At 71.5% G+C, this 26365-nt stretch carries 22 protein-coding genes; 17 read left to right on the top strand and 5 right to left on the bottom strand.

Annotated features, from left to right (window positions below):
* Positions 1 to 24: 24 nt before the first annotated feature.
* From AC07AG_RS10570 to AC07AG_RS10500, 15 genes are read left to right on the top strand one after another with little or no spacing between them, the layout of a single operon-like run.
* Complete coding sequence (locus tag AC07AG_RS10570; protein ID WP_478753800.1) at positions 25 to 2229, top strand: bi-domain-containing oxidoreductase; 2205 nt, start codon at positions 25 to 27, stop codon at positions 2227 to 2229.
* Positions 2226 to 4193: a heparinase II/III family protein gene (locus tag AC07AG_RS10565; RefSeq protein WP_478753798.1), complete on the top strand. Its 1968-nt coding sequence runs from the start codon at positions 2226 to 2228 to the stop codon at positions 4191 to 4193. The genes AC07AG_RS10570 and AC07AG_RS10565 overlap by 4 nt, the downstream gene beginning before the upstream one ends.
* A gap of 9 nt (positions 4194 to 4202) precedes the next feature.
* A complete protein-coding gene (locus AC07AG_RS10560) occupies positions 4203 to 5753 on the top strand; it encodes a right-handed parallel beta-helix repeat-containing protein (protein WP_478753796.1) in 1551 nt (516 codons plus the stop codon).
* Position 5754: 1 nt separating this feature from the next.
* On the top strand, positions 5755 to 7059 hold the full coding sequence (locus AC07AG_RS10555) for an O-antigen ligase domain-containing protein (RefSeq protein ID WP_478753995.1): 1305 nt from the start codon (positions 5755 to 5757) through the stop codon (positions 7057 to 7059).
* A gap of 2 nt (positions 7060 to 7061) precedes the next feature.
* Positions 7062 to 8339, top strand: a complete 1278-nt coding sequence (locus AC07AG_RS10550) for a glycosyltransferase (protein WP_478753794.1) — start codon at positions 7062 to 7064, stop codon at positions 8337 to 8339.
* Entirely contained in the window at positions 8336 to 9571 is a 1236-nt protein-coding gene (locus AC07AG_RS10545) for a class I SAM-dependent methyltransferase (protein WP_478753792.1), read from the top strand. The genes AC07AG_RS10550 and AC07AG_RS10545 overlap by 4 nt, the downstream gene beginning before the upstream one ends.
* On the top strand, positions 9568 to 10362 hold the full coding sequence (locus tag AC07AG_RS10540; protein ID WP_478753790.1) for a glycosyltransferase family protein: 795 nt from the start codon (positions 9568 to 9570) through the stop codon (positions 10360 to 10362). Before AC07AG_RS10545 ends, AC07AG_RS10540 begins: the two co-directional genes overlap by 4 nt.
* Complete coding sequence (locus AC07AG_RS10535; RefSeq protein ID WP_478753788.1) at positions 10359 to 11006, top strand: PIG-L deacetylase family protein; 648 nt, start codon at positions 10359 to 10361, stop codon at positions 11004 to 11006. The genes AC07AG_RS10540 and AC07AG_RS10535 overlap by 4 nt, the downstream gene beginning before the upstream one ends.
* A gap of 3 nt (positions 11007 to 11009) precedes the next feature.
* Positions 11010 to 12035, top strand: a complete 1026-nt coding sequence (locus AC07AG_RS10530) for an NAD-dependent epimerase/dehydratase family protein (protein WP_478753787.1) — start codon at positions 11010 to 11012, stop codon at positions 12033 to 12035.
* Positions 12032 to 13306 carry a DUF4910 domain-containing protein gene (locus tag AC07AG_RS10525; protein WP_478753785.1) on the top strand — a complete coding sequence of 425 codons (1275 nt, stop codon included), beginning with the start codon at positions 12032 to 12034 and terminating at the stop codon, positions 13304 to 13306. Before AC07AG_RS10530 ends, AC07AG_RS10525 begins: the two co-directional genes overlap by 4 nt.
* A gap of 5 nt (positions 13307 to 13311) precedes the next feature.
* Positions 13312 to 14601, top strand: a complete 1290-nt coding sequence (locus AC07AG_RS10520) for a hypothetical protein (protein WP_478753783.1) — start codon at positions 13312 to 13314, stop codon at positions 14599 to 14601.
* Positions 14598 to 15566 (top strand): glycosyltransferase family 2 protein, encoded by a 969-nt coding sequence (locus AC07AG_RS10515; protein WP_478753781.1) that lies wholly within the window; start codon positions 14598 to 14600, stop codon positions 15564 to 15566. The genes AC07AG_RS10520 and AC07AG_RS10515 overlap by 4 nt, the downstream gene beginning before the upstream one ends.
* Positions 15563 to 16795 (top strand): polysaccharide pyruvyl transferase family protein, encoded by a 1233-nt coding sequence (locus tag AC07AG_RS10510; protein ID WP_478753780.1) that lies wholly within the window; start codon positions 15563 to 15565, stop codon positions 16793 to 16795. Before AC07AG_RS10515 ends, AC07AG_RS10510 begins: the two co-directional genes overlap by 4 nt.
* Entirely contained in the window at positions 16792 to 17355 is a 564-nt protein-coding gene (gene rfbC / locus AC07AG_RS10505; RefSeq protein ID WP_478753778.1) for a dTDP-4-dehydrorhamnose 3,5-epimerase, read from the top strand. The genes AC07AG_RS10510 and rfbC overlap by 4 nt, the downstream gene beginning before the upstream one ends.
* 7 nt (positions 17356 to 17362) lie before the next feature.
* Entirely contained in the window at positions 17363 to 18688 is a 1326-nt protein-coding gene (locus tag AC07AG_RS10500) for a glutamate-1-semialdehyde 2,1-aminomutase (RefSeq protein WP_478753776.1), read from the top strand.
* A gap of 7 nt (positions 18689 to 18695) precedes the next feature.
* Here AC07AG_RS10500 and AC07AG_RS10495 read toward each other — a convergent pair whose 3' ends face one another.
* The 4 genes from AC07AG_RS10495 to AC07AG_RS10480 all read right to left on the bottom strand — a co-directional run bounded on the left by AC07AG_RS10495 (position 18696) and on the right by AC07AG_RS10480 (position 22791).
* On the bottom strand, positions 18696 to 19397 hold the full coding sequence (locus AC07AG_RS10495; protein WP_478753774.1) for a phosphatase PAP2 family protein: 702 nt from the start codon (positions 19395 to 19397) through the stop codon (positions 18696 to 18698).
* A 158-nt stretch (positions 19398 to 19555) separates the two neighbouring features.
* A complete protein-coding gene (locus AC07AG_RS10490) occupies positions 19556 to 20251 on the bottom strand; it encodes an RlpA-like double-psi beta-barrel domain-containing protein (protein WP_478753772.1) in 696 nt (231 codons plus the stop codon).
* A gap of 132 nt (positions 20252 to 20383) precedes the next feature.
* Entirely contained in the window at positions 20384 to 22036 is a 1653-nt protein-coding gene (locus AC07AG_RS10485) for a thiamine pyrophosphate-binding protein (protein WP_478753770.1), read from the bottom strand.
* Positions 22033 to 22791, bottom strand: a complete 759-nt coding sequence (locus tag AC07AG_RS10480) for a cyclase family protein (protein ID WP_478753993.1) — start codon at positions 22789 to 22791, stop codon at positions 22033 to 22035. Before AC07AG_RS10480 ends, AC07AG_RS10485 begins: the two co-directional genes overlap by 4 nt.
* Before the next feature lie 383 nt (positions 22792 to 23174).
* On the opposite strand from AC07AG_RS10480, the gene AC07AG_RS10475 reads away from it, so the two are divergent.
* Entirely contained in the window at positions 23175 to 23720 is a 546-nt protein-coding gene (locus AC07AG_RS10475) for a pyridoxamine 5'-phosphate oxidase family protein (protein ID WP_478753768.1), read from the top strand.
* 330 nt (positions 23721 to 24050) lie between these two features.
* The gene (locus AC07AG_RS10470; RefSeq protein WP_478753766.1) at positions 24051 to 24998 is read left to right on the top strand and encodes a hypothetical protein; all 948 of its coding nucleotides are present in this window, start codon (positions 24051 to 24053) and stop codon (positions 24996 to 24998) included.
* A 164-nt stretch (positions 24999 to 25162) separates the two neighbouring features.
* On the opposite strand, the gene AC07AG_RS10465 is transcribed toward AC07AG_RS10470, so the two are convergent.
* Positions 25163 to 26341 carry an acyl-CoA dehydrogenase family protein gene (locus tag AC07AG_RS10465; protein WP_478753764.1) on the bottom strand — a complete coding sequence of 393 codons (1179 nt, stop codon included), beginning with the start codon at positions 26339 to 26341 and terminating at the stop codon, positions 25163 to 25165.
* Positions 26342 to 26365 lie beyond the last annotated feature (24 nt).

The raw sequence follows: 26365 nt of genomic DNA, 5'->3' as shown, positions 1-26365 counted from the left end.
GCGTAGAAAAACAAGGGGACTTCGGTGAAACAGGTTGTACAGAACTACAAGAGTGGCGAGCTGGCGGTGCTCGATGTGCCGGTGCCGGGATGCAAGCCGGGCGGTGTGCTGGTCCGCAGCGCCTACTCGCTGATATCCACCGGGACCGAGCTCATGAAGGTGTCCGAGGCCGGCATGTCCATGCTGGGCAAGGCCCGCTCCCGGCCCGACCAGGTGGCCAAGGTCGCGCAGAGCGTGGCCACCAACGGGGTGCCCGCCACGTACCGCAAGGTGATGGGCAAGCTGGACTCCTACACACCGCTCGGCTACTCGCTGTGCGGAGTGGTCGAGCAGGTCGGCACCGGGATCGACGACGTGAAGGTCGGCGACCTCGTGGCCTGCGCCGGCAACGAGCACGCGCTGCACGCCGAGCTGAACTGGGTGCCGAAGAACCTCTACGCCCCGGTGCCGGACGGCCTCGCGCCGCGGCACGCGGCCTTCGGCACCGTCGGGTCGATCGCGATGCAGGGCGTCCGCCGCGGCGAGTCACAGCTCGGCGACGTGGCGCTCGTCATCGGCCTCGGCCTGATCGGGCAGCTGGTGGTGCAGCTCCTCACCGCGTCGGGGGTCCGCGTCGTCGGGGTCGACCCCGACCCGGCGCGCTGCGAGCTCGCCGAGCGCCTGGGCGCCGCGGCTTGCGGCGATCCCGCGTCCGCGGCCGTGGAAGCCTCCGTCGCCGAACTCACCGACGGCCACGGCGTGGACCAGGTGTACCTGGCCGCGGGCGGCGGCAGCAATCAGCCCGTCGAGCTGGCCGCCCGGCTCTGCCGGGACCGCGGCCGGGTCGTCGACATCGGCAAGTGCCGCCTGGACCTGCCATGGAACGCGTACTACGAGAAGGAGCTCGACGTCCGGTTCTCCCGCTCGTACGGCCCAGGGCGCTACGACCCGGAGTACGAGCTGGAGGGGCGCGACTACCCGATCGGCTACGTCCGCTGGACCGAGCGCCGCAACCTGGCGTGCTTCCTCGATCTCGTCTCCCGCGGCCGCGTCGACGTGGAGCCACTGGTCTCCCACACCGCCGACTTCGATGACGCCGTCGAGACGTACCAGCGCCTGAAGGACGGCGACCTGAAGGCCGTGGCCGTGCTGTTCCGCTACCCCGAACAGGCGCAGGAGAAGGAGGAAGCGGCGGCACCGGCGGTGTCCGTGCCCGCGGTGCGGCGCGGTGGCGCATCCCCCGCCCCCGCACGGTCCGGCAAGGCGCCGGTGCGCCTCGCGTTCGTCGGCGCGGGAAACTACGCGACGTCGATGCTGCTGCCGCACCTCGCGCAGCGCGAGGGCGTCAAGCTGTCGACCGTGGTCACCACGACCGCGCTGTCCGCGGCCAACGCGCAGCGGAAGTTCGGCTTCGACGAAGCCACCACCGATCTCGACGCCGTCCTCGGTGACAAGTCCATCGACGCGGTGTTCGTGGTCACCCGGCACAGCTCGCACGCCGAGCTGACCCGAAGGGCGCTGCTCGCCGGCAAGAGCGTGTTCGTGGAGAAGCCGCTGGCGCTCACCGAGGACGAGCTGGCCGGTGTGCTCGCGGCGGTGGAGGAGTCCGGCAACGACCGGCTGCAGGTGGGCTTCAACCGCCGTTTCGCACCGCTGCTTCAGGAGGCCAGGAAGCGGTTCGGCACCCGGACCGGTCCGGCGAGCCTGCGCTACCTGGTCAACGCGGGACGGCTGCAGCACGGCAGTTGGTACCTCCAGCAGGGCAGCGAGGGCTCGCGGTTCGCCGGTGAGGGCGGGCACTTCATCGACACGGCGAGCTGGCTGCTCGATGCCGATCCGGTGTCGGTGTACGCGGTCGCCGCGTCCGGCAACGAGGACCTACAGGTCGTGCTGCGCTACCCGGACGGGTCCACCGCCACCATCAGCTATGTCACCACAGGTGCGGCCGGCTTCCCCAAGGAGACCCTTGACCTTCTCGCGGACGGCCGTGTGCTGCGGCTCGACGACTTCGTCCGCGCCTCGGTGTTCGCGGACGGCACGGTCGGCCGCAAGCGGTGGGTCAGTTCACGGCTGCCCAAGGCCCGGGACAAGGGCCAGAACGCCGAACTGGCCGCGTTCGTCAAGGCCGTGCGGACCGGCGGGCCGATGCCGGTGCCGCTGGAGTCGCTCGTCGCCACCACGGCGGCCACCCTCGCCGTGCAGACCGGCCTCGCCGGCGGTGCGCCGGTGACGTTGGCGAGGGCGCGATGACGATGAGCGCGGGCTGGTACTTACGGCGCCTTTCCCGGATGGGACCGCGGGAGGTCGGCGGCCGGGCGGCCGACGTGGTGCGCAGGCGGCGGTGGCGCTCCGCGCGGCCGGAGTGCCCGAGCGTGAGGGGCGCCCGGTTCACCGCCGTACTGCCCGCGGGGACGATCGCCGCGATACCCCCGGACGCCGCGAAACGTCTCGTCGCCGAGGCGGACCGGCTGATGTACGGGCACGCCGAGTACTTCGGGGTGGTCCGCGACGACCTGGTGGACCCGGACTGGTGGTGCGACCCGAAGACCGGGCGCCGGGCTCCCTGGGGCTACGCCTTCGACGTGCCGTACCGGAACGAGGACGCGGTCGGGGACATCAAGCAGATCTGGGAGCTGTCCCGGCATCAGTACCTCACCGTCCTCGCCGCCGCCTACGCGATCACCGGGAACGAGCGGTACGCCGAGCGGGTGGCCGAGCACCTGCGGTCCTGGTGGACGGCCAACCCGCCGCTGCGCGGCGTGCATTGGATCAGCGGCATCGAGCTGGGGATCAGGCTCCTGTCCTGGGTGTGGATCCGCAGGCTGCTCGACGGCTGGCCGGGGGCGGCCGACCTCTTCGAGGGCAACCCGGTGGCGCTGAACCAGATCTGGCACCACCAGCGCTGGCTGGCCGCCTTCCCCAGCCGGGGTTCCTCGGCGAACAACCACGTCATCGCCGAGACCGCCGGGCAGTTCGCTGCGGCCTGCGCGTTCGGGTGGTTCCCCTCGTCGCCCCGCTGGCGGGACGGCGCGCTGCGATCCCTCGAGCGGCATCTGCGCGGCAACACCTTCCACTCCGGCCTCAACCGCGAGTCGGCGACCGAGTACCACGGACTCGTCCTTGAGCTCGGCCTGGCCGCGCTGGCCGAGGCGGACGCCGCCGACGTGCCGGTTCCCGCGTCGATCCGCCTGGTCCTGCTGCGGATGACCGACGCGCTCGCGGCCGTCGTGGACGGCCGGCTGCGTCCGCCGCGGCAAGGGGACGCGGACGACGGGCACGGCCTGGTCGTGGACGGCGCGGGCACCGACCGCTGGGCCTCGCTCCTCGCCACCGGGGACGCCGTGTTCGGCAGGCTCGCCTGGTGGCCGGAAGTGACCGGCACCGATGTGCGCACCCCGCTCCTTGCCGCACTCATCCGGCCGTACTCGGACGATGCGACCGCACCGGCCGTGACCCGCCCGGCAGTTCGGCCGGCCCACTTCGCCGACGCGGGCATGACCATCCTGCGCGGCCCTGCGGAGATCTGGTGCCGCTGCGACGGTGGTCCGCACGGGTTCCTGTCCATCGCCGCGCATGCCCACGCGGACGCGCTGTCCGTGGAGGTCAGGCACGACGGGGTCGACGTGCTCGCCGACCCCGGGACGTTCTGCTACCACGGGCAGCCCGAGTGGCGGCAGTACTTCCGCTCGACGCTCGGCCACAACACCCTGCAACTGGACGGCGGCGACCAGTCCGTGTCCGGCGGCCCGTTCCTGTGGACCCGGCATGCCCGCAGCCGCGTCCTGGTCGCGGACACGTCCGGCGCCTCCGAAGGGGGCACGGCCCGTTGGTGCGCCGAGCACGACGGCTACCAGCGCTCCGTGCACCGCCGCCACGTGGAACTGAACGCCGCGGCCAAGGAGTTGCGGGTCGTCGACCAGGTGCGCGGCCCGCGCCGGGCCGTGCGCCTCGCGTTCCACCTCGGCCCGGCGATCGCCGCGGACCTGGTGGCGAACTGGGCGGTGCTCACCTGGACCCGGGACGGCGATGACCGCTCCGCGGTGCTCGACCTGCCCGGTCAGCTGTCCTGGCAGGCGCATCGCGGCGAGAGCGACCCGCCGCTGGGCTGGTACTCCCCCGGCTTCGGGCGCAAGGAACCCTCCACCACGCTGATCGGCACCGGCTTCGCCGACGGCCCGGAGGGGTTCACCACCGTACTCAGGTTCTGCGACTAAGGAGGACGCGTGGGGATCACGTGGCGGCACTGGGCGCTGCCGGCGGCACCGCTCGCGCTGGCCCTGCTGGCGACCGGCTGTACGAGCACGCCGGACGCCGGGGCGGAGCCGACCGGTGCGCCCGCCGCGTCCGGTGCGGCGTCGAAGTCCGGTGCGCCGTCCAAGTCCCTGGCCCGGGTGTGCGCCAAGCCCGCCGCCGGTCCCGCGAAGGCGCCGGCGGGCGCGGTGACGGTCGATCCCGGGGTGACCGGTGATCTGGCCGCGAAGACCAAGAGCAGCCCCGCGAACACCACGTTCTGGCTTCGCCCCGGCAAGCACAGGCTGGATCCGGACCGTTTCGCCCAGGTCATCCCCAAGAAGGGGAACCGCTACCTCGGCGCACCGGGCGCGGTGCTCGACGGCCGGAAGACCAACCAGTACGCGTTCGGCGGCACCGCCCCCGACGTCTCCATCCGCCACCTGACCGTGCAGCGGTTCGTGGCGCCGCCGGACGAGGGCGTGGTCAATCACGACTCGGCCGACGGGTGGGTGATCGAGCACTCGAAGATCCAGAACAACTCGGGTGCCGGGCTGATGGCCGGTGCACGCCAGCGGGTTCGCGCCAACTGCCTGCGCGACAACGGCCAGTACGGAATGAACGCGTACAAGGCGGGCGGCCGCATCAGCGGTCTGGTGGTCGAGGGCAACGAGATCGTGGGCAACAACACCGGCGACTGGGAGCGACGGCGCAAGGGCTGCGGCTGCACCGGAGGCATCAAGTTCTGGGCCGTCAACGGCGCCGACGTGCGCGGCAACTGGGTGCACGACAACCGCGGGACCGGTTTGTGGGCGGACACCAACAACAACGACTTCCGCATCGAGGAGAACGTGCTCGAGGCCAACGACGGTGCCGCGCTGATCTACGAGACCAGCTACAACGCGGTCATCCGGAAGAACACGGTCCGGCGGAACAACTGGGTCGAGGGCCGCAAGAACGCCCGCGGCGACAACTTCCCGTTCGCGACCATCTATGTGTCCGAGTCCGGCGGCGAACCACGGGTCCGGGCCCGCACGGACAAGATCGAGATCTACCGGAACGCGCTGGAGAACAACTGGTCCGGGATCACCCTGTGGGAGAACGCCGACCGGTTCTGCAACAGCCCGGCCAACACCTCGTCCGGTGACTGCACGCTGCTGGTGAAGGACACCGACAGCTGCGCGCGGCCGAAGATCGCCACCGCGCCGCTCTACTCCGACTGCCGGTGGAAGACCCAGCGGGTGGACATCCACGACAACCGCTTCGTCCTCGACAAGTCCGTCGTCAAGTGCACGGACAAGTGCGACCGGATGGCGGTCCTCGCCAACTACGGCACGTATCCGGACTGGTCGCCGTACAAGGGCGAGCGGGTGGCCGAGGCGATCACCCGCAAGCAGCGCAACCGCTGGCACGACAACGTCTACCTCGGACCGTGGAGGTTCGTCGCCCACGAGCCGAGCCGGGTGCTCGACTCCGGCGAGTGGCAGGGCACGCCGTACGAGCAGGACAAGGGCAGCACCTTCGACCCACGGGCCGGTGGTTGAGGTGGGCGGGCATCTGAGGCACGACGGGCTGCCGGGCGGAATCGACACGGCGGACACCCGGCCCGGCGTCGAACCGCGCCCTGCGGGCACACCGAGGATCGTCGGGACCGTCTGGGGACTGCTGATCCTCAACACGCTCGGCTCCGCCGGGGCGGAGACCATCATTCCGCTGCCCCGCTCCCTCATCCAGATGGTCACCATGGGGGCGCTCGTCGCCGCGTTCGCGCTCGCGCTCGCGGTCAATCTCCGGCTGCGCTTCCGGGCCAGCGCCTTCCTGTTCCTGCTCACGCTGCTGCTCGTGCCGAGCGTGATCTCCAGCGCGCACCTGGAGTCCGGGTTCGGCGCGCTCTTCCGCTGCGGCCGACTGGCTCTCTTCGTCGCCACGCTGTGGCTGCTCAGCCGCTGGTGGGACGGCGGCCTGACGTTCGTCCGGCACCACATCCGGATGTACTTCGCGGTGCTGGGGTCGGTGGCCGCGGGCGCGGTCATCTCACCGGGCGCGGCCATGCCCGAGATCTACGGCGGCCGTCTCGTCGGCGCGTTGTGGCCCCTCACCCCGCCGCAGATCGGTCAGTACGCCGCGGTGATCATCGGGCTCACCGTGCTGCTCGTGCTGGGCCGCAGGACCGACAGGACCAGCGCGGCGGTGGTCATCGTGCCCTCACTCGTCCTGCTCGCGCTGACCCACACCAGAACGGCCACGCTCGGCATGCTCATCGGCCTCGCGGTGGCGATCGGTTCGCTCGTCCTGACCAGCGCCGCCGCCCGCCGGTTCTTCGCCTGGGCGATGCTGTGCGCCGCCGTGGCCGTGGTGGGGTTCAGCTCCGCGATGCAGGCGTGGTACATGCGCGGGCAGACCCAGGAGTACTTCTCCAGCCTCAACGGCCGGGCCAAGGTCTGGGACGCCCTGCTGGCCGCGCCACGGACGACCTCGGAGAGGGTGTTCGGCGTGGGCCTCGGCGACAAGTCGTTCGGCGGGCTGCCGATCGACAACAGCTGGCTGGCCGTCTACCACGAGCAGGGGCTGACCGGCGCCACCATCGTGGCGGCGATCGTCGTCGTCCTCGCCGGCGTCGCGTTGCTGCGGCCGCCGTCGCTGTCGAGGGCCTGCGCGATCTTCCTGATCAGTTACTGCGCGATCGCGTCGTACACCGAGGCCGGTCTCGGCGACGCCTCGCCGTATCTGCTGCATCTGGCCCTGGCCGCCTCGCTGCTCGCGGCACCCGCCGCGGCCACGCTCCTGCCGACGCCCTCGGTACCGCGACGACGTGTCCCGCGCTGGGCCCGGAAATCGGAGGTGGCCTGAGCATGCACATCCTCGTGGTGCACAACCGCTACAACTCGGCGCAGCCGAGCGGCGAGAACAAGGTCGTCGACCAGGAGACGGCGCTGCTGCGCGCGGCCGGCCACCGGGTCGAGGCGTTCGAGCGGCGCAGCGACGACATCGCCGCGCTGTCCCTGCTCGCCAAGGCTGCGGTGCCGCTGCGCGTGCCGTGGAACCCGGCGGTCCGCAAGGAACTCACCGCCCGGCTTCGCGCCGAGCGGCCGGACGTGGTGCACGTCCACAACGTCTTCCCGCTCCTGTCGCCCGCGGTCCTCGCCGCCTGCGCCGACGCGGGCGTGCCCGCCGTCGCCACGCTGCACAACTACACCCAGGTCTGCCCGCCGGGCACGCTGCAGCGGGACGGCATGCCGTGCACCGAGTGCGTCGGCGGTTCACCGCTTCCGGCCGTCCGGCACGGCTGCTACCGAGGCTCCCGCCTCGCGACGGTGCCGCTCGCCGTCAGCCTGTCGGCCAACCGGCGTCGGTGGTGGTCCGGCGTGGAGCGGTTCCTGTGCATCTCCGCGGCGCAGCGCGACGTCCTGGTGCGGTCCGGCATGCCGCCCGAGCGCCTGGTGGTGAAGCACAACTTCGTGCCGGAGCCGGACGCCCGCCGCACGGGCGACGGCGAGCATCTGCTCTACCTCGGCCGCCTCGCGGAGGCCAAGGGCGTGCGGCTGCTCATGGCCGCGTGGGACGAGATCGCAGCGAGCGGCGGCGTGGGCGTGCCCCTCGTGATCGCCGGCGCGGGGCCACTGGAACGCGAGGTGACCGACTGGGCCGCGGGCCGGGACGACGTGCGGTACGTCGGCCTGTACGACCCGGCGGAGTGCCGCAAGGCCGTCGCGCGTTCGGTCGCCGTGGTGGCTCCCTCGACGTGGCTCGAGGCGTTCGGCCTGGTGGTCGTGGAGGCGATGGCGGCGGGGGTTCCGGCCGTCGCCGCCGGTCACGGCGCCTTCGTCGAACTCGTCGACGACGAGGTGACCGGGCTGCTGCACCGGCCGGGCGATGCCGCATCGCTCGCGTCCTGTATACGCCGGGTCGCGGCCGAACCGGGCCGCAACCGGGAGATGGGCCAGGCGGCCCGGCGCCGATACGAGCAGGGCTTCAGCCCGGCCGTCGGCCTTGAGCGCCTGGTGGACGAGTACCGCACCGCGATCGCGGGTCGGTCCGGCGGCGGGGACAGCCCGCCGCCGTTGGGGGACGGAAACACCGGCTCGCGACGGGGCACCCGCGCGAGCAGGGGGGATGGGGACAGCACATGACACGATGCCGACTCTGCGGCTCGGCGACGCTGGCGAGCGTCGTCGATCTGGGGGCGACCCCGCCGTGCGAGAGCTTTCTCGCCGCGGAGCAACTGGACGAGCCGGAACCTGCGTACCCGCTGCACCTGCGGGTCTGCACCGACTGCTGGCTCGCGCAGATACCTCCGCTGATCACGCCGGAGGAGACGTTCACGCAGTACGCGTACTTCTCCTCCTTCTCGACCTCCTGGGTGGAGCACGCGCGTACCTTCGTCGACGACGCCGCAGCGCGGGTGGGGCTCGGCCCTGACGCCTTCGTGGTCGAAGTCGCCAGCAACGACGGGTACTTGCTGAAGCACGTGGTGGACCGGGGGATCCGCTGCCTCGGCGTCGAGCCGTCGGTGAACGTCGGCGCCGCGGCGCGTGACGCGGGTGTGCCCACGCTCACGGCGTTCCTGGACCCGGCCACCGGCGCGGCCGTCCGTGCCGAGCACGGCCCGGCGAACCTGGTCGTCGCCAACAACGTGTACGCCCACATCCCTGACGTGGTCGGGTTCACCAAGGGGCTTCGCGCCCTGGTCGCCGACGACGGCTGGGTCTCCATCGAGGTGCAGCACCTGCTGACCCTGATCGAGGAGAACCAGTACGACACGATCTACCACGAGCACTTCCAGTACTACACGGTCGCGTCCGCGGCCCGAGCCCTCGCTAGCGGCGGACTCACGCTCGTGGACGTCGAGTTGCTGCCCACGCACGGCGGCTCCATCCGGCTGTGGGCCAGGCCCGCCGAGGTGGCAGGCGAGCCGACCCAGCGGGTGGCCGACGTCCTTGACCGGGAGAAGGCGGCCGGGCTGCAGGAGCTGGCCGGGTACGCCGAGTTCGCCGCCCGGGTGGCCAAGGTGCGACGCGACCTCCTGCGGTTCCTCATCGAGGCCGCCGAGCGCGGCGAGACCGTGGTCGGCTACGGCGCACCGGGCAAGGGCAACACCCTGCTCAACCACTGCGGCATCCGGCCCGACCTGCTCCCGTACACGGTCGACCGCAACCCCTACAAGCACGGCAGGTTCACGCCCGGCACCCGCATCCCGATCCTGGCGCCCGAGCAGATCGCCGCCGACCGGCCGGACTACGTCCTCGTCCTGCCGTGGAACCTGCGGGCCGAGCTGGTCGAGCAGCTGTCCTTCGTGCACGCCTGGGGCGGCCGCCTCGTCTTTCCCATCCCGGAACTGAGCATTGTCGAGGGGACATCATGAAGGTCGTACTCTTCTGCGGCGGTTACGGGATGCGGATGCGCAGCGGCGCCGCCGACGACGTGCCCAAGCCGATGGCGATGGTCGGCCCTCGACCGCTGATCTGGCATGTCATGCGCTACTACGCGCACTTCGGTCACACGGAGTTCATCCTGTGCCTCGGGTACGGCGCCCACCACATCAAGGACTTCTTCCTCAACTACGAGGAGACGACGTCCAACGACTTCATCCTGCGGGGCGGGCGGACCGAGCTGCTCTCCACCGACATCTCGGACTGGACGATCACGTTCGCGCAGACCGGCATCGAGTCGCCGATCGGGGAGCGGCTGCGCCGGGTGCGCCACCACCTGGAGGGCGACGAGATGTTCCTCGCCAACTACGCCGACGTGCTGACCGACGCCCCGTTGCCGGAGATGATCGAGAAGTTCGCCCTGCGTGACGCCGGTGCGTCGATGATGGTGGTGCCGCCGCAGTCCTCCTTCCACTGTGTGGAGCTGGGCGAGGACGGCCTCGTGGGAGGCATCACCCCGGTGAGCGAACTGCCGATGTGGGAGAACGGCGGCTATTTCGTGCTCCGTCAGGAGGTCTTCGACCACATACCGGAGAACGGGGACCTGGTCGCCGACGGATGCGCCCAACTGGCCAAGCAGGGCCGCCTGGTGGCGCACCAGCACCGCGGCTTCTGGAAGCCGACCGACACCGTGAAGGAGCGGGCGTCGCTCGACGCCGGCTACGCCAGGGGCGAGCGCCCCTGGGCCGTGTGGGAACGGGACGGCGCGGGAGCGAGGGCATGATCCGGCTCGGGACCCGCAGCCTTGACCGGGTCGTCGCGGTGGGCGCGCACTGCGACGACATCGCCATCGGCGCCGGCGGCACACTCCTTGCGATGTGCCTCGCGCGGCCGGGTGTCCGCATCGACGCGCTGGTGCTCTCCGGCGGTGGCAGCGAGCGCGAGCAGGAGGAGCGGGCCGCGCTCGCCGCCTTCTGCCCGGGGGCCGAACTGCACCTGACCGTACTCAAGTTGCCGGACGGCCGGATGCCCGTGCACTGGGACGAGGCCAAGGCCGCGGTCGAGGAGCTGCGCGCGCAGAGCGATCCGGATCTGGTGCTCGCGCCGCGTACCGACGACGCGCACCAGGATCACCGCGGCCTTGCGCAGCTGATGCCCACCGCGTTCCGCGACCACCTCGTGCTCGGCTACGAGATCGTCAAGTGGGACGGGGATCTCGGCCGTATGGCGGCGTACCAGCCGTTGTCGCCGGAGATCGCCGAACAGAAGGTGCGGCTGCTGCAGGAGCACTACCCCTCGCAGCGGCACCGGCCCTGGTACGACCGGGAGGCCTTCCTCGGCCTCGCACGGATCCGCGGCATCGAATGCCATGCGCGCTACGCCGAGGCGTTCGCCGTCACCAAACTCACTCTCAACCTGGGGGAATGAACCTTGCGCGTACTGCTGACCGGTCATCAGGGCTACCTGGGCACCGTGATGACCCCGGTCCTCGCGGCCGCCGGACACGAGGTCGTCGGGCTCGACGCCGGCCTGTTCGCCGACTGCGTCCTCGGCCCGCCGCCCGCGGATCCGCCGGGGCACCGGGTGGACCTGCGCGACGTCACGGCCGAACACCTGGCCGGGGTGGACGCCGTGATCCACCTGGCCGCGCTGTCCAACGACCCGCTGGGGTCGCTGGCCCCCGACCTCACCTACGACATCAACCACCACGCGTCCGTACGCCTGGCCCGGCTCGCCCACGACGCCGGCGTGCGGCGCTTCCTGTACGCGTCCACCTGCTCGGTCTACGGAGCCGCCGGCGGCAGCGACCTGGTGACCGAGGACGCCCCGCTGCGCCCGGTGACGCCTTACGCGGAGTCCAAGGTGCGGGTGGAGGACGACCTGCACGCGCTGGCCGACGGCGACTTCAGCCCGGTGTTCATGCGCAACGCCACGGCCTTCGGCTACTCGCCCCGGCTGCGCGCCGACATCGTCCTGAACAACCTGGTGGGCCACGCGCTCCTGTCCGGCGAGGTGCTGGTGCTCTCCGACGGCACGCCCTGGCGTCCGCTGGTGCACGCCGCCGACATCGCACGGGCCTTCGCGGCCGCGCTCACCGCTCCGCGGGAAGCGGTGCACGACCGGGCGTTCAACATCGGCAGCGAGATCAACAACGTCACGGTCGCCGAGATCGCCGAGCAGGTCGCCGACGCGGTGTCCGGCTCGAAGGTGGTGATCACCGGGGAGACCGGTGCCGATCCGCGGTCGTACCGCGTGGACTTCTCCCGGTTCCGTGCCGCGATACCCGGCTTCGACTGCGAGTGGACGGTGAAGCAGGGAGCTGTCGAACTCACCGACGCCTACCGCGCGTTCGGCCTGACCCGGGAGGACTTCGAGCAGCGCTTCACGCGCCTGGCCGTGCTGCGCGCGGCGTCCGAGGCAGGCACCGTCGACGACACCCTGCGGCGGCGCGGATGAGCACCGCCGGTGAGGAGATGCACGCGCTGGTGGAGCGGCTGTACCCGCTGTGCCGGAGCATCACCGGCGACGGCGTGCGCGCCACCCTGGAGATCGTCGGCGAGTACATCCCGTTGCAGGTGCACGAGGTACCGACCGGGACGCAGGTGCTCGACTGGACGGTGCCGCAGGAGTGGAACATCCGGGACGCGTACGTCGCCGACAGCGCGGGCCACCGCGTCGTCGACTTCGCCGCGTCCAGCCTGCACGTGCTCGGCTACAGCGTGCCGGTGTCGCGGACCATGCCGCTGGCCGAGCTGCGTGAACACCTGCACACCCTGCCGGACCACCCGACCTGGGTGCCGTACCGCACCAGCTACTACAAGCCGGAATGGGGATTCTGCCTGGCACAGGAGACCTTGGACGCGCTGCCGGACGGCGACTACGAGGTACGTATCGACTCCACGCTCGCCGACGGCCACCTCACCTACGCCGAGCACGTGATCCCCGGGCAGGTCTCCGACGAGGTGATCGTCTCCTGCCACGTCTGCCACCCGTCGCTGGCCAACGACAACCTGGCGGGCATCGCGGTGGCGACGTTCCTGGCGCGGGCGCTGGCCGAGCAGACGCCGTACTACACCTACCGGTTCATCTTCGCGCCCGGCACCGTCGGGGCGATCACCTGGCTGGCCCGCAACGCGGAGCGGATCGAGCGGGTCAAGCACGGCCTCGTCCTTGCCTGCGCGGGTGACCGGGGCCCACTGACGTACAAGCAGAGCAGGCGCGGCGACGCGGAGATCGACCGGGTGATGCGGCACATGCTGGCCGCGTCCGAACGCCCGCACCACATCGCCGAGTTCACTCCGTACGGCTATGACGAGCGGCAGTACTGCTCGCCCGGGTTCGATCTGGGTGTGGGCTCGCTCAGCCGGACCCCGTACGCGGGCTACCCCGAGTACCACACCTCGGCGGACAACCCGGACTTCGTCTCCCCGGACGCGATGGAGGACACGCTCGCGCTCTGCCGCGAGGCGTTCGCCGTGCTCGACCGGAACCGGCAGTACGTCAACCTCAGCCCCTACGGCGAACCACAGCTGGGCCGAAGGGGGTTGTACGAATCGCTCGGCGGCCGCAGCGACGCGAAGCAGGCTCAGATGGCCATGCTCTGGGTGCTGAGCCTCTCCGACGGCGGGCACAGTCTCCTTGATGTCGCCGAGCGGTCCGGCCTTCCGTTCGACACGGTCGCCGCCGCGGCCGATGCCCTGCACGGCGCCGGGCTGATCAAGGCGTGACACGGATGACCACCGAGGGGGAGAAGACGAGGCCGACCGTGGTGACCGCCAAGCGGGCCATGGTCGGCAGGCTGTCCTGGGGGCTTGCCGACCAGGCGGCCTCCAGCATGACCAACTTCGCGGTGGGGATCTACGTGGCACGCTCGCTCGGCGTGACCGCGTTCGGCGTGTTCAGCCTGGCCTGGGTGACCTACGGCGTGGTGCTCAGCGTCTCCCGCGGCCTCGCCACCGACCCGCTCGTGGTGCGCTTCAGCGGCGTGCCGGAGGCGTCCTGGCGCGGGGCGGTGGCCCGGTCGTCGGGTACCGCGCTCGGCGTCGGTGCGGCCATCGGCGCGGCGTCCGTGATCGTCGGCCTCGCTCTCGGCGGCAGCGTGGGGCCCGCGTTCGCCTGCCTCGGCGTCGTACTGCCGGGGCTGCTGCTGCAGGACGCCTGGCGGTACTCGTTCTTCGCGGCGGGCACCGGGCGGAAGGCGTTCGTCAACGACCTCGTGTGGGGCGTCGCGCTCGTCCCGGCCCTGGTGGTGGCGGCGCGCGTGGGCAGCGTGGCCGCCTTCGTGCTCGCCTGGGGCGCTGCCGCCTCGGTGGCCGCGGTGTACGGCTGCGTCCAGTCCGGCATCAGGCCCCGGCTGACCGGGGCGCGCGCGTGGCTGCGCGAGCAGCGCGATCTCAGCTACCGGTACCTGGTCGAGAACGTCGGCGTCAGCGGCGCGAGCCAGCTGCGGGCGTACGGGCTCGGCGCGATCGTCGGGGTCGGCGCCGTGGGTGCGGTCCGGGGCGCGGAGCTGCTGCTCGGCCCGTTCCTCGCGGTGCTGATGGGGCTGTCCCTGGTCACCGTCGCGGAGGCGGCACGGGTGCTGCGGCGGGCCCCGCACCGCCTTGCCAGGTTCTGCCTCCTGCTCGGCGCCGGGCAGGCCGTCGCCGCGCTGCTCTGGGGCGCGGCGCTGGTCCTGATGCCGGACCGGCTCGGCGAGGCCGTGCTCGGCGATGTCTGGAGCTCCGCGTCGCAGCTCATCGTGCCGGCCGCACTCGGCGTCGCGGGCGCCGGTCTCGGCACCGGTGCGGCGGCGGGGCTGCGCGCACTCGGCGCGGCCCGGCGCAGCCTGCGCAGCCAACTGATCGCCTCCACCTGCTATGTCGGCGGCGGGCTCGGCGGGGCGGCCGTGGCCGGCACGGTCGGCTCTGCTTGGGGCGTCGCCGCCGCGACCGTCTGCAGCTCGGCCGTGTGGTGGCTGCAGCTGCGGTCCGCCCTGCGTGAGCGCCACCAGAATCCCATTCCCGAAGTGAGGACCTCATGACCGCGCAACCCAGGCTGAGCATCGGCCTGCCCGTGTACAACGGCGAGGAGTACCTCGCCGAGGCGCTCGACGCCCTGCTCGGCCAGACCTACGAGGACTTCGAGCTGGTCATCACCGACAACGCCTCGACCGACGGGACCCAGGACATCTGCCGCAAGTACGCCGCGCGGGACTCGCGCATCCGGTACATCCGGCTGCTCAGGAACATCGGCGCCGCGCCGAACCACAACTACGTGTTCACGCAGTGCCGCGGCGAGTTGTTCAAGTGGGCCTCGCACGACGACCTGTACGCCAGGGACCTGCTGCGGCGCTGCGTGGAGGCCCTCGACGAGCGGCCTGACGTGGTCCTCGCGCACTCCGGCCAGGCGGTCATCGACGAGGAAGGGCAGGTGAAGGTCCCCTACGAGTACGGGATCGCCACCGACTCGCCGCGCGCGCCGGAGCGCTTCCGCAGCTTCCTCTTCGAGCCCGGAGGCGACGACTTCTACGGGGTGATGCGGGCCGACGTGCTGCGCCGGGTGAAGCCGCACGACAGCTACCACCACGCGGACCGCACGTTCGTCGCCGAGATCGTCCTGCACGGGCCCTTCCACCAGGTGCCCGAGCTGCTGTACTTCCGCCGCGACCACCCCACACGCGCCGAGCGCGCGAACCCTTCCAAGCGCTCCCGGTGTGTCAACCTGGACCCGCGCCGGGCGGGCCCGCTGCACCCGACGCCCCGGCTGCTCGCCGAGTACGTCTGGGGCTTCGCCTCGGCGATCCGGCGGGCGCCGCTGTCCTCCGCCGACCGTCGTGCGTGCTTCCGCCACCTGGCCACGTGGATGACCAGCCGGGCCCGGCCAGGCAGCGCCGGCGAGCGGGTCGAGGACCGCGCCCCGGTCGACCCGGCCAAGCTCACGGTCTCCGTCGACGCCCTCGTCGCGGGCCGTGAAGGCCGTGAAGGACTTGAGGGGCGGCAGGCATGACCGCCGTGCCCGAAACCCCGCTGCGCGTAGGGGTGTTCGGCCTGCTCGGCTCAGGAAACCTCGGCAACGACGGGTCGCTCGAGGCCGTGCTCGGGTACCTCAGCGCCGAGCACCCGAAGGCGGTCGTGGACGCGCTGTGCGGCGGACCCGAGGCCGTCACGGCCCGGTACGGGATCCCCGCGACGCGGCTGCACTGGTACCGCGGGGAGTACCGGACCGCGTCGCGTGCGGGCGCGATCGCGGGCAAGGGTCTGGGCAAACTCGTCGACGTCGTCCGCACCGCTGCCTGGGTGCGTCGGCACGACGTGGTGATCGTGCCGGGCATGGGCGTCCTGGAGGCCACGCTGCCGCTGCGGCCGTGGGGCTTCCCGTACTCGCTGTTCCTGCTCTGCGCGAGCGGCCGGCTGGTCGGCACCCGGGTCGCGCTGGTCGGCGTCGGTGCCGCCGCGATCGGCAACCGGTCGACCCGGGCCCTGGTGCGCTGGTCGGCGCGGCTCGCCACCTACCGGTCGTACCGCGACGCCCTGTCACGCGACGCGATGCGGGCGATGGGCGTGGACACGGCGCGCGACGAGGTCTACCCGGACCTCGCGTTCGCCCTGCCGACGCCGCGGGCGAGCACGCCCCCGGACTCACCCGGCACGGTCTGCGTCGGCGTCATGGCCTTCCACGGCGGCGACGAGGACCGCCCCCGGGCCGAGGAGATCCACCGACGCTACCTGGACGGGACAACTCGGTTCGTCCGTAAGCTCGTTGAGGACGGCAGGTCGGTCCGGCTGCTCACCGGCGACGCGTGCGACGCGCCGGTGGTCGCCGCGATCCTCGACGCGGTGGACTCGCCGCTGGTCACCGCCACCGAGACGGCCTCGCTCGCCGACCTCATGGAGGAGACGGCGGCTGCCGACACCGTGGTGGCGACCCGGTACCACAACCTGATCTGCGCGCTGAAGGTCGGCACGCCGACGCTCGCCCTCAGCTATGCGGCGAAGAGCGAGGCACTCATGGAGCGGATGGGCCTCGACGCGTACTGCCACCCGGCCCGCGAGGTCGACACCGACCTGTTGCTCAAGCAGTTCCGGGCCCTTGAGGAGCGATCGGCGGAGCTGCGGAGGACCCTCACCGAGCGGAATCTGGTCGTCGCCCGGCAGCTCGAACACCAATTCACCGCCTTGACCAAGGCCTTGTTCCCGGCAACCGACCACCCCCACGCCCTGCGGGAGGCCTCATGAAGGCGACCGAAGTCCCGGCGATCGCCGGCGCGTACCTGTTCGAGCCGACGCCGTACGCCGACGAACGCGGCTTCTTCTGCCGCACCTTCGACGCCGACGTGGTCCGCTCGGTGGGCCTCGACCCGAACGCGTTCATCCAGGACAGTCTGTCCCGGTCGGCGCGGGGCGTGCTGCGCGGTCTGCACCTGCGCTCCGGAGCGGGCGAGGCCAAGCTGGTGCGGTGCTCGTACGGCAGGATCTTCGACGTCGTCGTGGACCTGCGGCCGGACTCACCGACGTACCGCAGCCGGGCCTTCTTCGAGCTGTCGGACGAGACGCAGGCGACCCTGTACATCCCGGCGGGGTGCGCGCACGGCTTCCAGGCGCTGACCGAGACCGCCGACACCTCGTACCGGATCGACCGCCCGCACGATCCGGCCGAGGACGTGACGATCGCCTTCGACGACCCGGAGCTCGCCATCGACTGGCCGCTGCCGGTCACGTCGATGTCCGAGCGGGACCGGAAGGCGCCGGGCCTCGCCGAGGCCCTGAAGCAAGTCCTGAAGCGGAAAGAGAGCTGAAGTCAGCGTGGACACCGAAGAGTTCCTGCTGCCCCGGTCGCGGCAGGCGAACGAGCGGCTGCACGCCATGGTTCCCGGGGGCGCGCACACCTACGCCAAGGGCGACGACCAGTACCCCGAGAACCTGGCCCCGGTCATCAGCCACGGCCATGGTGCCCACGTGTGGGACATCGACGGCAACCGCTACATCGAGTACGGGTCGGGCCTGCGGTCGGTCAGCCTCGGCCACGCCCACCCACGCGTGCTCGAAGCGGTGCGGCGTGAACTCGACCGCGGCAGCAACTTCGTCCGGCCCTCCATCGTGGAGGTCGATGCCGCCGAACGCTTCCTGGCCACGGTGCCGACCGCCGAGATGGTGAAGTTCACGAAGAACGGCTCCGACGCCACCACGGCCGCGGTGCGCCTCGCCCGCGCCGTCACCGGGCGCCCGCGGGTGGCCATCTGCGGCGACCATCCGTTCTTCTCCGTCGACGACTGGTTCATCGGCACCACGCCGATGTCCGCCGGTATCCCGGCGGCGACCACCGAGCTCACGGTGGCGTTCCCTTACGGGGACCTGGCCGCCACGGAGGAGCTGCTCACCCGGTACCAGGACGAGGTCGCCTGCCTGATCCTCGAACCGGCCGGGCACACCGAGCCGCCGCCGGGATACCTCGCCGGGCTGCGCGAGCTCGCCGACCGGCACGGCTGCGTACTGATCTTCGACGAGATGATCACCGGCTTCCGCTGGTCCGAGGCGGGCGCCCAGGGCCTGTACGGCGTCGTCCCCGACCTCTCCACGTTCGGCAAGGCGCTGGGCAACGGGTTCGCCGTCTCGGCGCTCGCCGGGCGCCGCGAGGTGATGGAGCGGGGCGGCCTTCGCCACTCCGGCGACCGGGTGTTCCTGCTGTCCACCACGCACGGCGCGGAAACGCACTCGCTGGCCGCCGCGATGGCCGTGCAGACCACCTACGCCGAGGAGGGCGTCACCGCGCGACTGCACACCATCGGCGAGCGGTTGGCCGCCGGTGTGCGCGACGCAGCGGCCTCCATGGGCGTCGGCGACAACATCGTCGTCCGGGGCCGGGCCAGCAATCTGGTGTTCGGCACCCTCGACGAGTGCGGGCAGCCGTCGCAGCTGTACCGCACGCTGTTCCTGCGCCGGCTCCTCGCGGGCGGGGTGCTCGCCCCGTCGTTCGTGGTGAGCAGCGCGCTCGACGACGCCGACATCGACCACACCGTCGACGTGGTGGCCCAGGCATGTGCGGTGTACCGCAAGGCACTTGACGCCGGTGATCCCACGCCGTGGCTGGCAGGACGGCCGGTGAAGCCCGTGTTCCGCCGTCTCGCGTGACGTGACGTCAGTCTGACTCCGGCCGACCGGCATCGGCCAGCCGGTCGGCCGTCCGGTCGACCAGCCACGCCGTCGCCGGCACCACCGCCAGCGCGGTGCACCAGCCGCCGAGGACGTCGGTCGGGTAGTGCGCGCCCAGGGCGACCTGCGCCCAGCCCATGGCGGCGCCGGAGACCAGTGCCACGGCGAGCACGAGCGACGTACCGGCCGACCGGCCGAGGCCGAGCCGGCCGGTCGCGAGGAGCGCCACCACGAGGGCGAGCGCGGTGACGAAGGCGGCGTGCCCGCTCGGGTAGGACAGGTTCGCGTCGCCGTGGATGGTGCGTCCCACCACATGCTTGGCCAGCGTCGCCGTCCCCACGGTCAGCCCGGTGCCGGCGACGACGAGCACCGCCGCGCGAGGCCGCCGAAGCAGCAGGCAGCCCGTCACGGCGGCCACCACAAGCGCCGCCGCTCCGACGGGCTCCCCCAGGAAGTCCGTGGCCAGAGCGACGTTCCGCCACGGCGCCCGTACGCTGTCCGCCGTCGGATCGACGAACCACCTGTCCACCCTGCCGGGCTCGCTGTGACCGGCGTAGAGGACCCCGAGCACGACGACCACCAGCGTGGCGAGGGCCGAGATCAGCCCCAGCGACGCGCGCAGCGCCGGGGGCAGCACCGCGGGCGCCGGGTTCTCCGCGTTCTCCGCGTACAGACAGGCACGGAACAACGACGTCTCCCCCGAGCGATGAGGCCCAGCGCCCTGCAGGACCCAGGCAGTTGCGACCGCCTCAAGTCCCCCACCCACAAACGGTTCTGACGCATCATACGATCTGGCACACGGCGGGCTCCGCTTCCGCTGGGTCCGGCCGACCCCACCTACCCCGCCTACCCCACTCGCTCGATCCGTGCCTTGCGGATCAGGAACTTCCCGGCTTCGCGCACGTCCTCGAACGCCGCGTTGTTGAGCAGCACACAGCTGCCCGACGTCGAAGTGACCTCCACCGTGGTGGACTTGGAGTTGTCCAGGTTCGTCACCTTCAGCTGCGTACCGACGGGAAACTCGTTGCTGGACGCGGCCGGCGCACCGTCCTCGCCCGACAGCGTGACGGTGGAGCCTGCGCAGACGACCTCACCTTCCGCCCCCGCGTCCTCGCCCTCCCCGGGCGGGGCCGTGACCGTGGCCGTGGCACCGCCACCCGGCTCCTCCGCCGGCGGCTGAGCAGCGCCCTCGCCGGCCCCGGCACCCTCACCGGCCTCCCCACCGGCCTCCGCCCCCTCCCCCGCCCCGGCCGCGGCGCCCGCGCCCTCACCCGCGTCACAGCCCGACGCCGCCTGCTTCCGCTTGATCTCCTCGATCACCGCTTCCCGGTTGGCGATCCGCGCCGCGGACTGCGCATCGGGTTTAGCCCGCTGGCCCGCGATGAACTGCTCGTTGTTGCTCAGCGCGGTGGCCAGTCCGTCACACGCCACCGAGGCCTGGCTCGTGCCGGTCATCACCACCGCGGTTCCCGCTACCAGCGCGGCGGCGCCCACCATGAGGGCGACCTTCTTCTTACGACTGAGGGTCTTCTTGCGCGACACGTGCGACTCCTGTCCCCGGCGGTGTACACCACCGCCGGATGGGTTCCGTGTGCCGTCACGTACGCGCAGCAAACCCTTTCGTCTCAACCGCCCCACCAACACCTTCCGTACCAGGGCGGCTAATTCGCTCGCTCAGTGTCCGCGGAACGCCTCCTCGAGCCACCAGGCCCCGCGCTCCCGCACCACCTTGGCGTCGACGAGCAACGGCGCCGCCCGCGGGCCCTCGACCCAGTCCCGTACGCCCTTCAGGTCGGCGGGCGTGCGCACGGTCACCGCGTCGAAGCCGTAACCGCGTGCCACGGCGGCGATGTCGGTGGGCGGGAACTCGACCGTGTCGAGCGGGAATCCGTGCGGGCCGAAGTGGTGCACCTCCGCTCCGTACGCGTCGTCGTTGTAGACGACGATCACCATGGGCAGTCCGAGCCTGCGCACCGTGTCGAGTTCGACGGCGCTCATCAGCGCCCCTCCGTCGCCGAGTGCGGCCACCGCGAGGCGGTCCGGGCGGGCCAGGGCCGCGCCGATGGTGGTGGCGAGGCCGAGGCCGATGGACTGGAAGGCCTGGGTGAAGCACAGGCCCTGTTCGTCGGGGACGGACAGGTACATCGTCGGGTAGCCCATGAAGTTGCCCGAGTCGACGCCGATCACGCGCTGCGCCGGGAGGATGTCGTCGAGGGCGATGCTGAGCGTCCGCGGGTCGATGCGGTCCCGGGTGCCGGTGTCGTCGTACGGGACGTCGCGCCAGCGCGGTCGCGCGGCGAGCGCGTCGGCGGTGGCGGTGGCGCGGTAGCCAGGGCCGCCTCCCATGTCCCCCAGCGCGGTGTGCGTCCTCTCCGCCGTCAGGAGCACGTCGCCGGTGACCCCGAGATGGACGGAGCGGTGCGCGCCGAGCGCCGCGGGGTCGTCGTCGACCTGGACCAGGGTCGTGTCCGGGCCGATGAGCCTGCCGTGCCGCGTCGTCCACATGGTGAGCGAACAGCCGAAGGCCACGATCACGTCGGCGCCCTGGATCAACTCGGCGGCGAGCGGCGACGAGAACCCGCCCGCGACATCGAGCGACCACGGGTTGCCCCGGAAGAGGCCGCGGGCCACCGCCGACGTCGCGAGCAGCGCACCGCAGCGCTCGGCGAGCGCCTCGAGGGCCCGGCGGCCGTCGGGGCCGCGCGCGCCGCGCCCGGCGACGAACACCGGGCGCTCGGCGTGCGCGAGGATCTCGGCGAGGGCCGCGACGTCGTCGTCGGCGGGTGCGACGGCGGGGCGCGGGGGCGGCGGCACCACGGCGGCCAGGGCCCGGTCCACGTCCGGAACGTCCAGTGCCTGTACGTCGAGCGGAAGATTGAGCACGACCGTGCACCGGTCCTCGACGGCACGGCGCACGGCGGCGTACGACTGCGCGACGGCGTCGGCCGCAGACGTCACGCGGGCACTCCGCGCGCCGACGGCCTGCGCCAACGCCCCTTGATCGACATGGAAGTTGGAGCGCGGATTCGAGGCCTCCGCGGCGAGCACGACGAGCGGCGTACGGCTCTTGGCGGCCTCGCCGATCCCGGTGAGGGCGTTGGTGAACCCACACCCCTGGTGCACGCTGACCACCGTCACGGCGCCCCGCACGCGGGCGTACGCGTCGGCCATGGTGGCGGCGCCGCCCTCGTGGCGCGCCGCGACGAACCTCGCGCCCGCCGCCACCATCGCGTTGGTGACGTGGAAGTTGCCGGAGCCCACCACGCCGAAGACCTGGCCGACCCCCGCCGCGACCAGGGCCCGCCCGACCGCTTCGGCGACCTTCACGACGGTCGCCCCGCTCGTTCGACGAGGGCGAGGACCCGTGCGGGCGCCCCGGAGCCGGAGACGATGGGCAGCGGCCCCGCGATGACGACGGCCCCGGTCGGTGGCAGCTCCGCCAGGTTCTGCAGCTGCGTCAGCCCGTACTTGCCGCTGCCCATGAGGTACGAGTGACAGGGAAACGCCGGCTCGAACGCGTGCGCCCGGCCCGCGTCGGTGCCCACCGTCTCCACGCCGAGCCCGATCACCGGCGACTGCTCGGCGACCCAGCGGGCACAGGCGGCGGACAGTCCCGGCGTATGAGGTCCGTCCTCATCCCCATTGAGGAACGGCTCCTGCGCGTACGACCTGCTGCTCCACCCGGTGCGCACCAGCAACCACCCGCCGTCGGGCAACGCCCCGTACCGGTTCTGCCACGCCTCCACGTGCTTCACCTCGACGAGGAAATCGGGGTCCTTGGAGACTTCGTCGGTGAAGTCGAGCACCACCGCGGGAGCCACCAGCTGGTGGGCGGGCACCGAGGCGACGTCGGCGAGGTCCTTGCCGGTGACCCAGTGGTTGGGTGCGTCGAAGTGGGTGCCGGTGTGCTCGCCGGTACGGAAGTTGTTCCAGTACCAGGCGGGCCCCCGTTCGTCGTACCGGCTGATCTCCTCCAGCTCGAACACCTTGGTCTGCCCGAACTCGGGCGGCAGTTCAAGCACGGGCGTGGTGGAGGACAACGGCGCGGTGAGGTCGACGACGTCGATCGCGCCACCGCGCAACGCGTCGATCAGGGCGGCGAGGACGGAGGGGGAGGAGGAGGGGGCGGAGGAACTGGACGCGGTTGCGGTTGCGGTTGCGGGTTCTGCTGGCGCTGCGGGTCCTGCTTCGGCTGTGGTTCCCGCTTCGGCTGTGGCTCCCGCTTCGGTTGCTGACGTTGACTCAGACATGCCTGCATCCTGAAGCCGCTGAGAGGGCCGCACAAGCGTCCGGCGCCAGGCATCCGGCGTCCGCAGATCGGCGCCGGTCAACTCAGCGAATGAAGGAGGCGAGCAGGCCAACCGCACGGCGTGACGTCCTGGCCGACACGCCCGACCGCTTCAGCGATCCGGCCGGGCACCAGGCTGCGTAGCCTTCGTCACAAGATGAGGGAAGGGAGTTCCGCATGACGCCGAAGCAGCCCAAGACCGAGCTCGACGCCCGCTACAGCGCCGCGCTCAACCCGCGCCCGGGCGCGGACAACGTCACCGCCACCGACTGGGCCAAGGCCCAGGGCGAGCTGCGAGCCGCCGAAGTCTTCTGGATCACCACGGTCCGGCCGGACGGCCGACTGCACGTCACGCCACTGATCGCCGCCTGGCACGACGGGGCACTGCACTTCAGCACCGGGTCGGGCGAGCAGAAGGCGAAGAACCTGGCAGCCAACGCCCACTGCGCGCTCACCACAGGGAACAACTCACTCTCCGGAGGCCTCGACATCGTGGTCGAGGGCACGGCGGAGCGGGTGACGGATCCGGCACGACAGGAAGAGGTCATCACCGCGTTCGAGGCGCAGTACGGGGACCACGTCACCTCACCGGAGGGGACGTTCTACGGCTTCGCCGACAGTATCCGTAAGGGCAAGGACCTCCTGTTCGCGGTGGCACCCGGCACGGCATACGGCTTCGGCCACGACGGCCAGGTGTTCAGCCACACCCGCTACAGCTTCTAACGGCGGGCGCGCTTCATCGGCTGGGCCGACGGAGCACCGCCTCTTGGGGGAACCATCCTGGCCGCCCGGCGAGCGAGTTGGCGCCGTCGGCCGCCCGCAACCCCGCGCGCGGCCGTGCACCGGTAGCTCCCAGCTGAAATACGCCTTTCGCGCGAGGTGGTCGTGCGGCCGGCGATGCCACACTCTGCACGGTGTCTTGCAAGGGCCCGCAGGGCTGGGGGAACCATGACTGACGCAGCGGCATCGGCGAGGTCCAGCACCAGGCGGCGGTTGTGGCCGTGGTCTGCGCAACGGGCCCTGTTATCAGCACCGTTGATTCTCCTAGCGCTGGTGCTGGCACTGACGCTGTCCAGAGGTGTGGCGGATTGGCCGGATCAGGGCTACGACGGATGGGTGCTGCTGGGCATGGTTACGCTCAGCCTGCTGCCGGTAATACTGCTGTTCTTGCAGACGCTGAACGCCGGCAGCATCGAGGTGGCCGGGGTGTCACTGTCCTTCGCCGCGGCATCGGAGTCCGCCGCAGAAGTCGTACGCACCGCGACACTCACCGAGAACCTCGATACTCCCGAGGACATGCCGCTCGAGCGGACCTCGCTGCGGAGCATCCTCCGGGCCCTGCGACGAGCCCATGACAGCGAAGTCACGGTGGTCGATCTGCGGCAGGGCCAAACCTGGTGGGAGACCCGGCTGTTCATCCTCATCGCCGGGGCCGCGCGGCGGGACCGGCCGCAGGCCATCGCCTTCGTGGGCGAACGCAACGGAACGCCGGGCACCTTCCTGGGCTGGGCGCCACCGTCCCGGCTGCTGGCCGCACATCTCAAGTCCGATCCTGCGCTGAGCACGGCCCATGAGCGGGCCCGTGCAAAGACCGCCGCCTGGCAGCTCGGCCAGCCCCTTCCGAACCCCCACGCGTCCGTCGCCCCCTCCGTGATGCTTCCCTGGGGCGCCAACCAGAGCCTGCCGCCGGTTGAGAACCAGACACCGGACCCGGCGTTCGCCTTCGAGTTGTACCTGCAGCAGGACCTGGACAGACCGTCACCGGAATCAGGCCGCCTCGTGTCCATCCAGCGCCTGCGTGAGCTGTACGAAGTCTTTCTGGTGACGGACAGCATCGACGCCCAGGCCCCGGACGACGCTTGGGCCGAGGTCCTCACCGCCAGCCCGCGCCGCTTCTTCGCCGTCACCACGGCAGGCAGATTCAAAACGCTCATCCCTCGAGATGCCCTGGTCGCTGCTCTGGTGGCCCGCCTGGTGCGAGCCGAGGACAGATCGAGTTGAAGCGCAGGGAGCGACTCACAGCTCCCAGGAGCGCTCCCAAACACGAGAAGCAGGGGCCACCCGAAGGTCACCCCTACCTGCAACGTTTCCATCGGGACGACAGGATTTGAACCGCTGGCCCCCGGGGTGGCTGGCCTCCGGTCGCCGGCCCGCGGATGGACAGGTCAGGCCAGGTCGAGGAAGCTCCACCGGGCGTCCGGCTCGGCGCCGCTGAGCCACTTGCCGCAGTTCTGGAGCACGACCGGGTTCGACGTGATGTGCTGCGTGCCCGTGCCGAGGTCGCGCAGGAAGCGGTCCACCGGTCCGCGGCGGATCGCCGCCGAGCCGGCCCAGCGGTGTACGGTGCGGCCCACCTCGTACACGGTCAAGGTCGTGTGATTGAGCACGAGACGGATCAGGGTGTCCTGTTCCATGCTCGTCAACTCGCCCTGGTCCAATGTCTGTTCAATGTCCCGCCAGACGTCGTTCACCCAGGCTCGAGCCGCCCGCAGCCTGGCCTCCGCCGTCGCGTACTCGGCGTGGAACTGGGAGGTGTCGACCGCGGCGCCCCGCGAACCGCTCCGCGCCGCGGCAACCCGCTTCAGCTCGTCCAGGAGCCGCCGGCCGACGCCAAGGGCCCAGCCCGTGTGCCCGATCGCTGACATGTTGACCAAGCCGAGGCCGTAGACGGCTCCACCGTTGACCGGGGTGTCCGTGGTCGCGACGTAGGTGTACTCGTGCGGTACGTACACATCGGTGCAGTGGTAGTCGATGCTGTGTGTCGCACGCAGCCCGAGCACGTCCCAGTTGCCGTCCAGGGTCACCTGCGACTTCGGCATCGCAAGGACCCGCAGCTCACCGGTGTCCTCGACCTGGATCGCGCTGTGGATGTGGGTGGCGTGCGCCACTCCGGAGGCGAACTGCCAGGCGCCGCTGACCCGGTAGCCGCCCTCCACGGTGACGGCCCGGCCAGGGCGCGTGCCGTGCCCGGAGAGCAGCGCGTACTTCCCGTTCGGCACGTCGGGGAACAGCTCGGCCGCCGCCTTCCCGGCGAGGTACGCCGCGGTGGTCCCGGTCATCAGCTGCAGCGCGAACATGGTCCACCCGGCCGAGGCGTCGTGGTAGCTCGCCCGCTCCACCGTCTCGATCAGCTGCCGCGGCGCGAACTCGTACCCGCCCAGGCTCAGCGGAAGCTCGGCCCGCACGACCCCCGCGTCGAGCAGTGCCCGCGCGGTGTCCTCCGGCAGCCTGCCCAACTCCTCGGCAGCGCCGGCCTGTTCATCGAGCATCCGGCCGAGCGCGTCGATCCGCTCCAGCACCCCCGCCAGTTCCGAACTGACATGCAGCCGACCCTTGCCCCCCATGAAAATCCCTCCCCTTGCGACCTG

Source organism: Streptomyces sp. NPDC044044, from assembly GCF_056434405.1.
The sequence above is the reverse complement of the archived record's forward strand: the minus strand, read 5'-3'. Positions and strand labels throughout refer to the sequence as shown.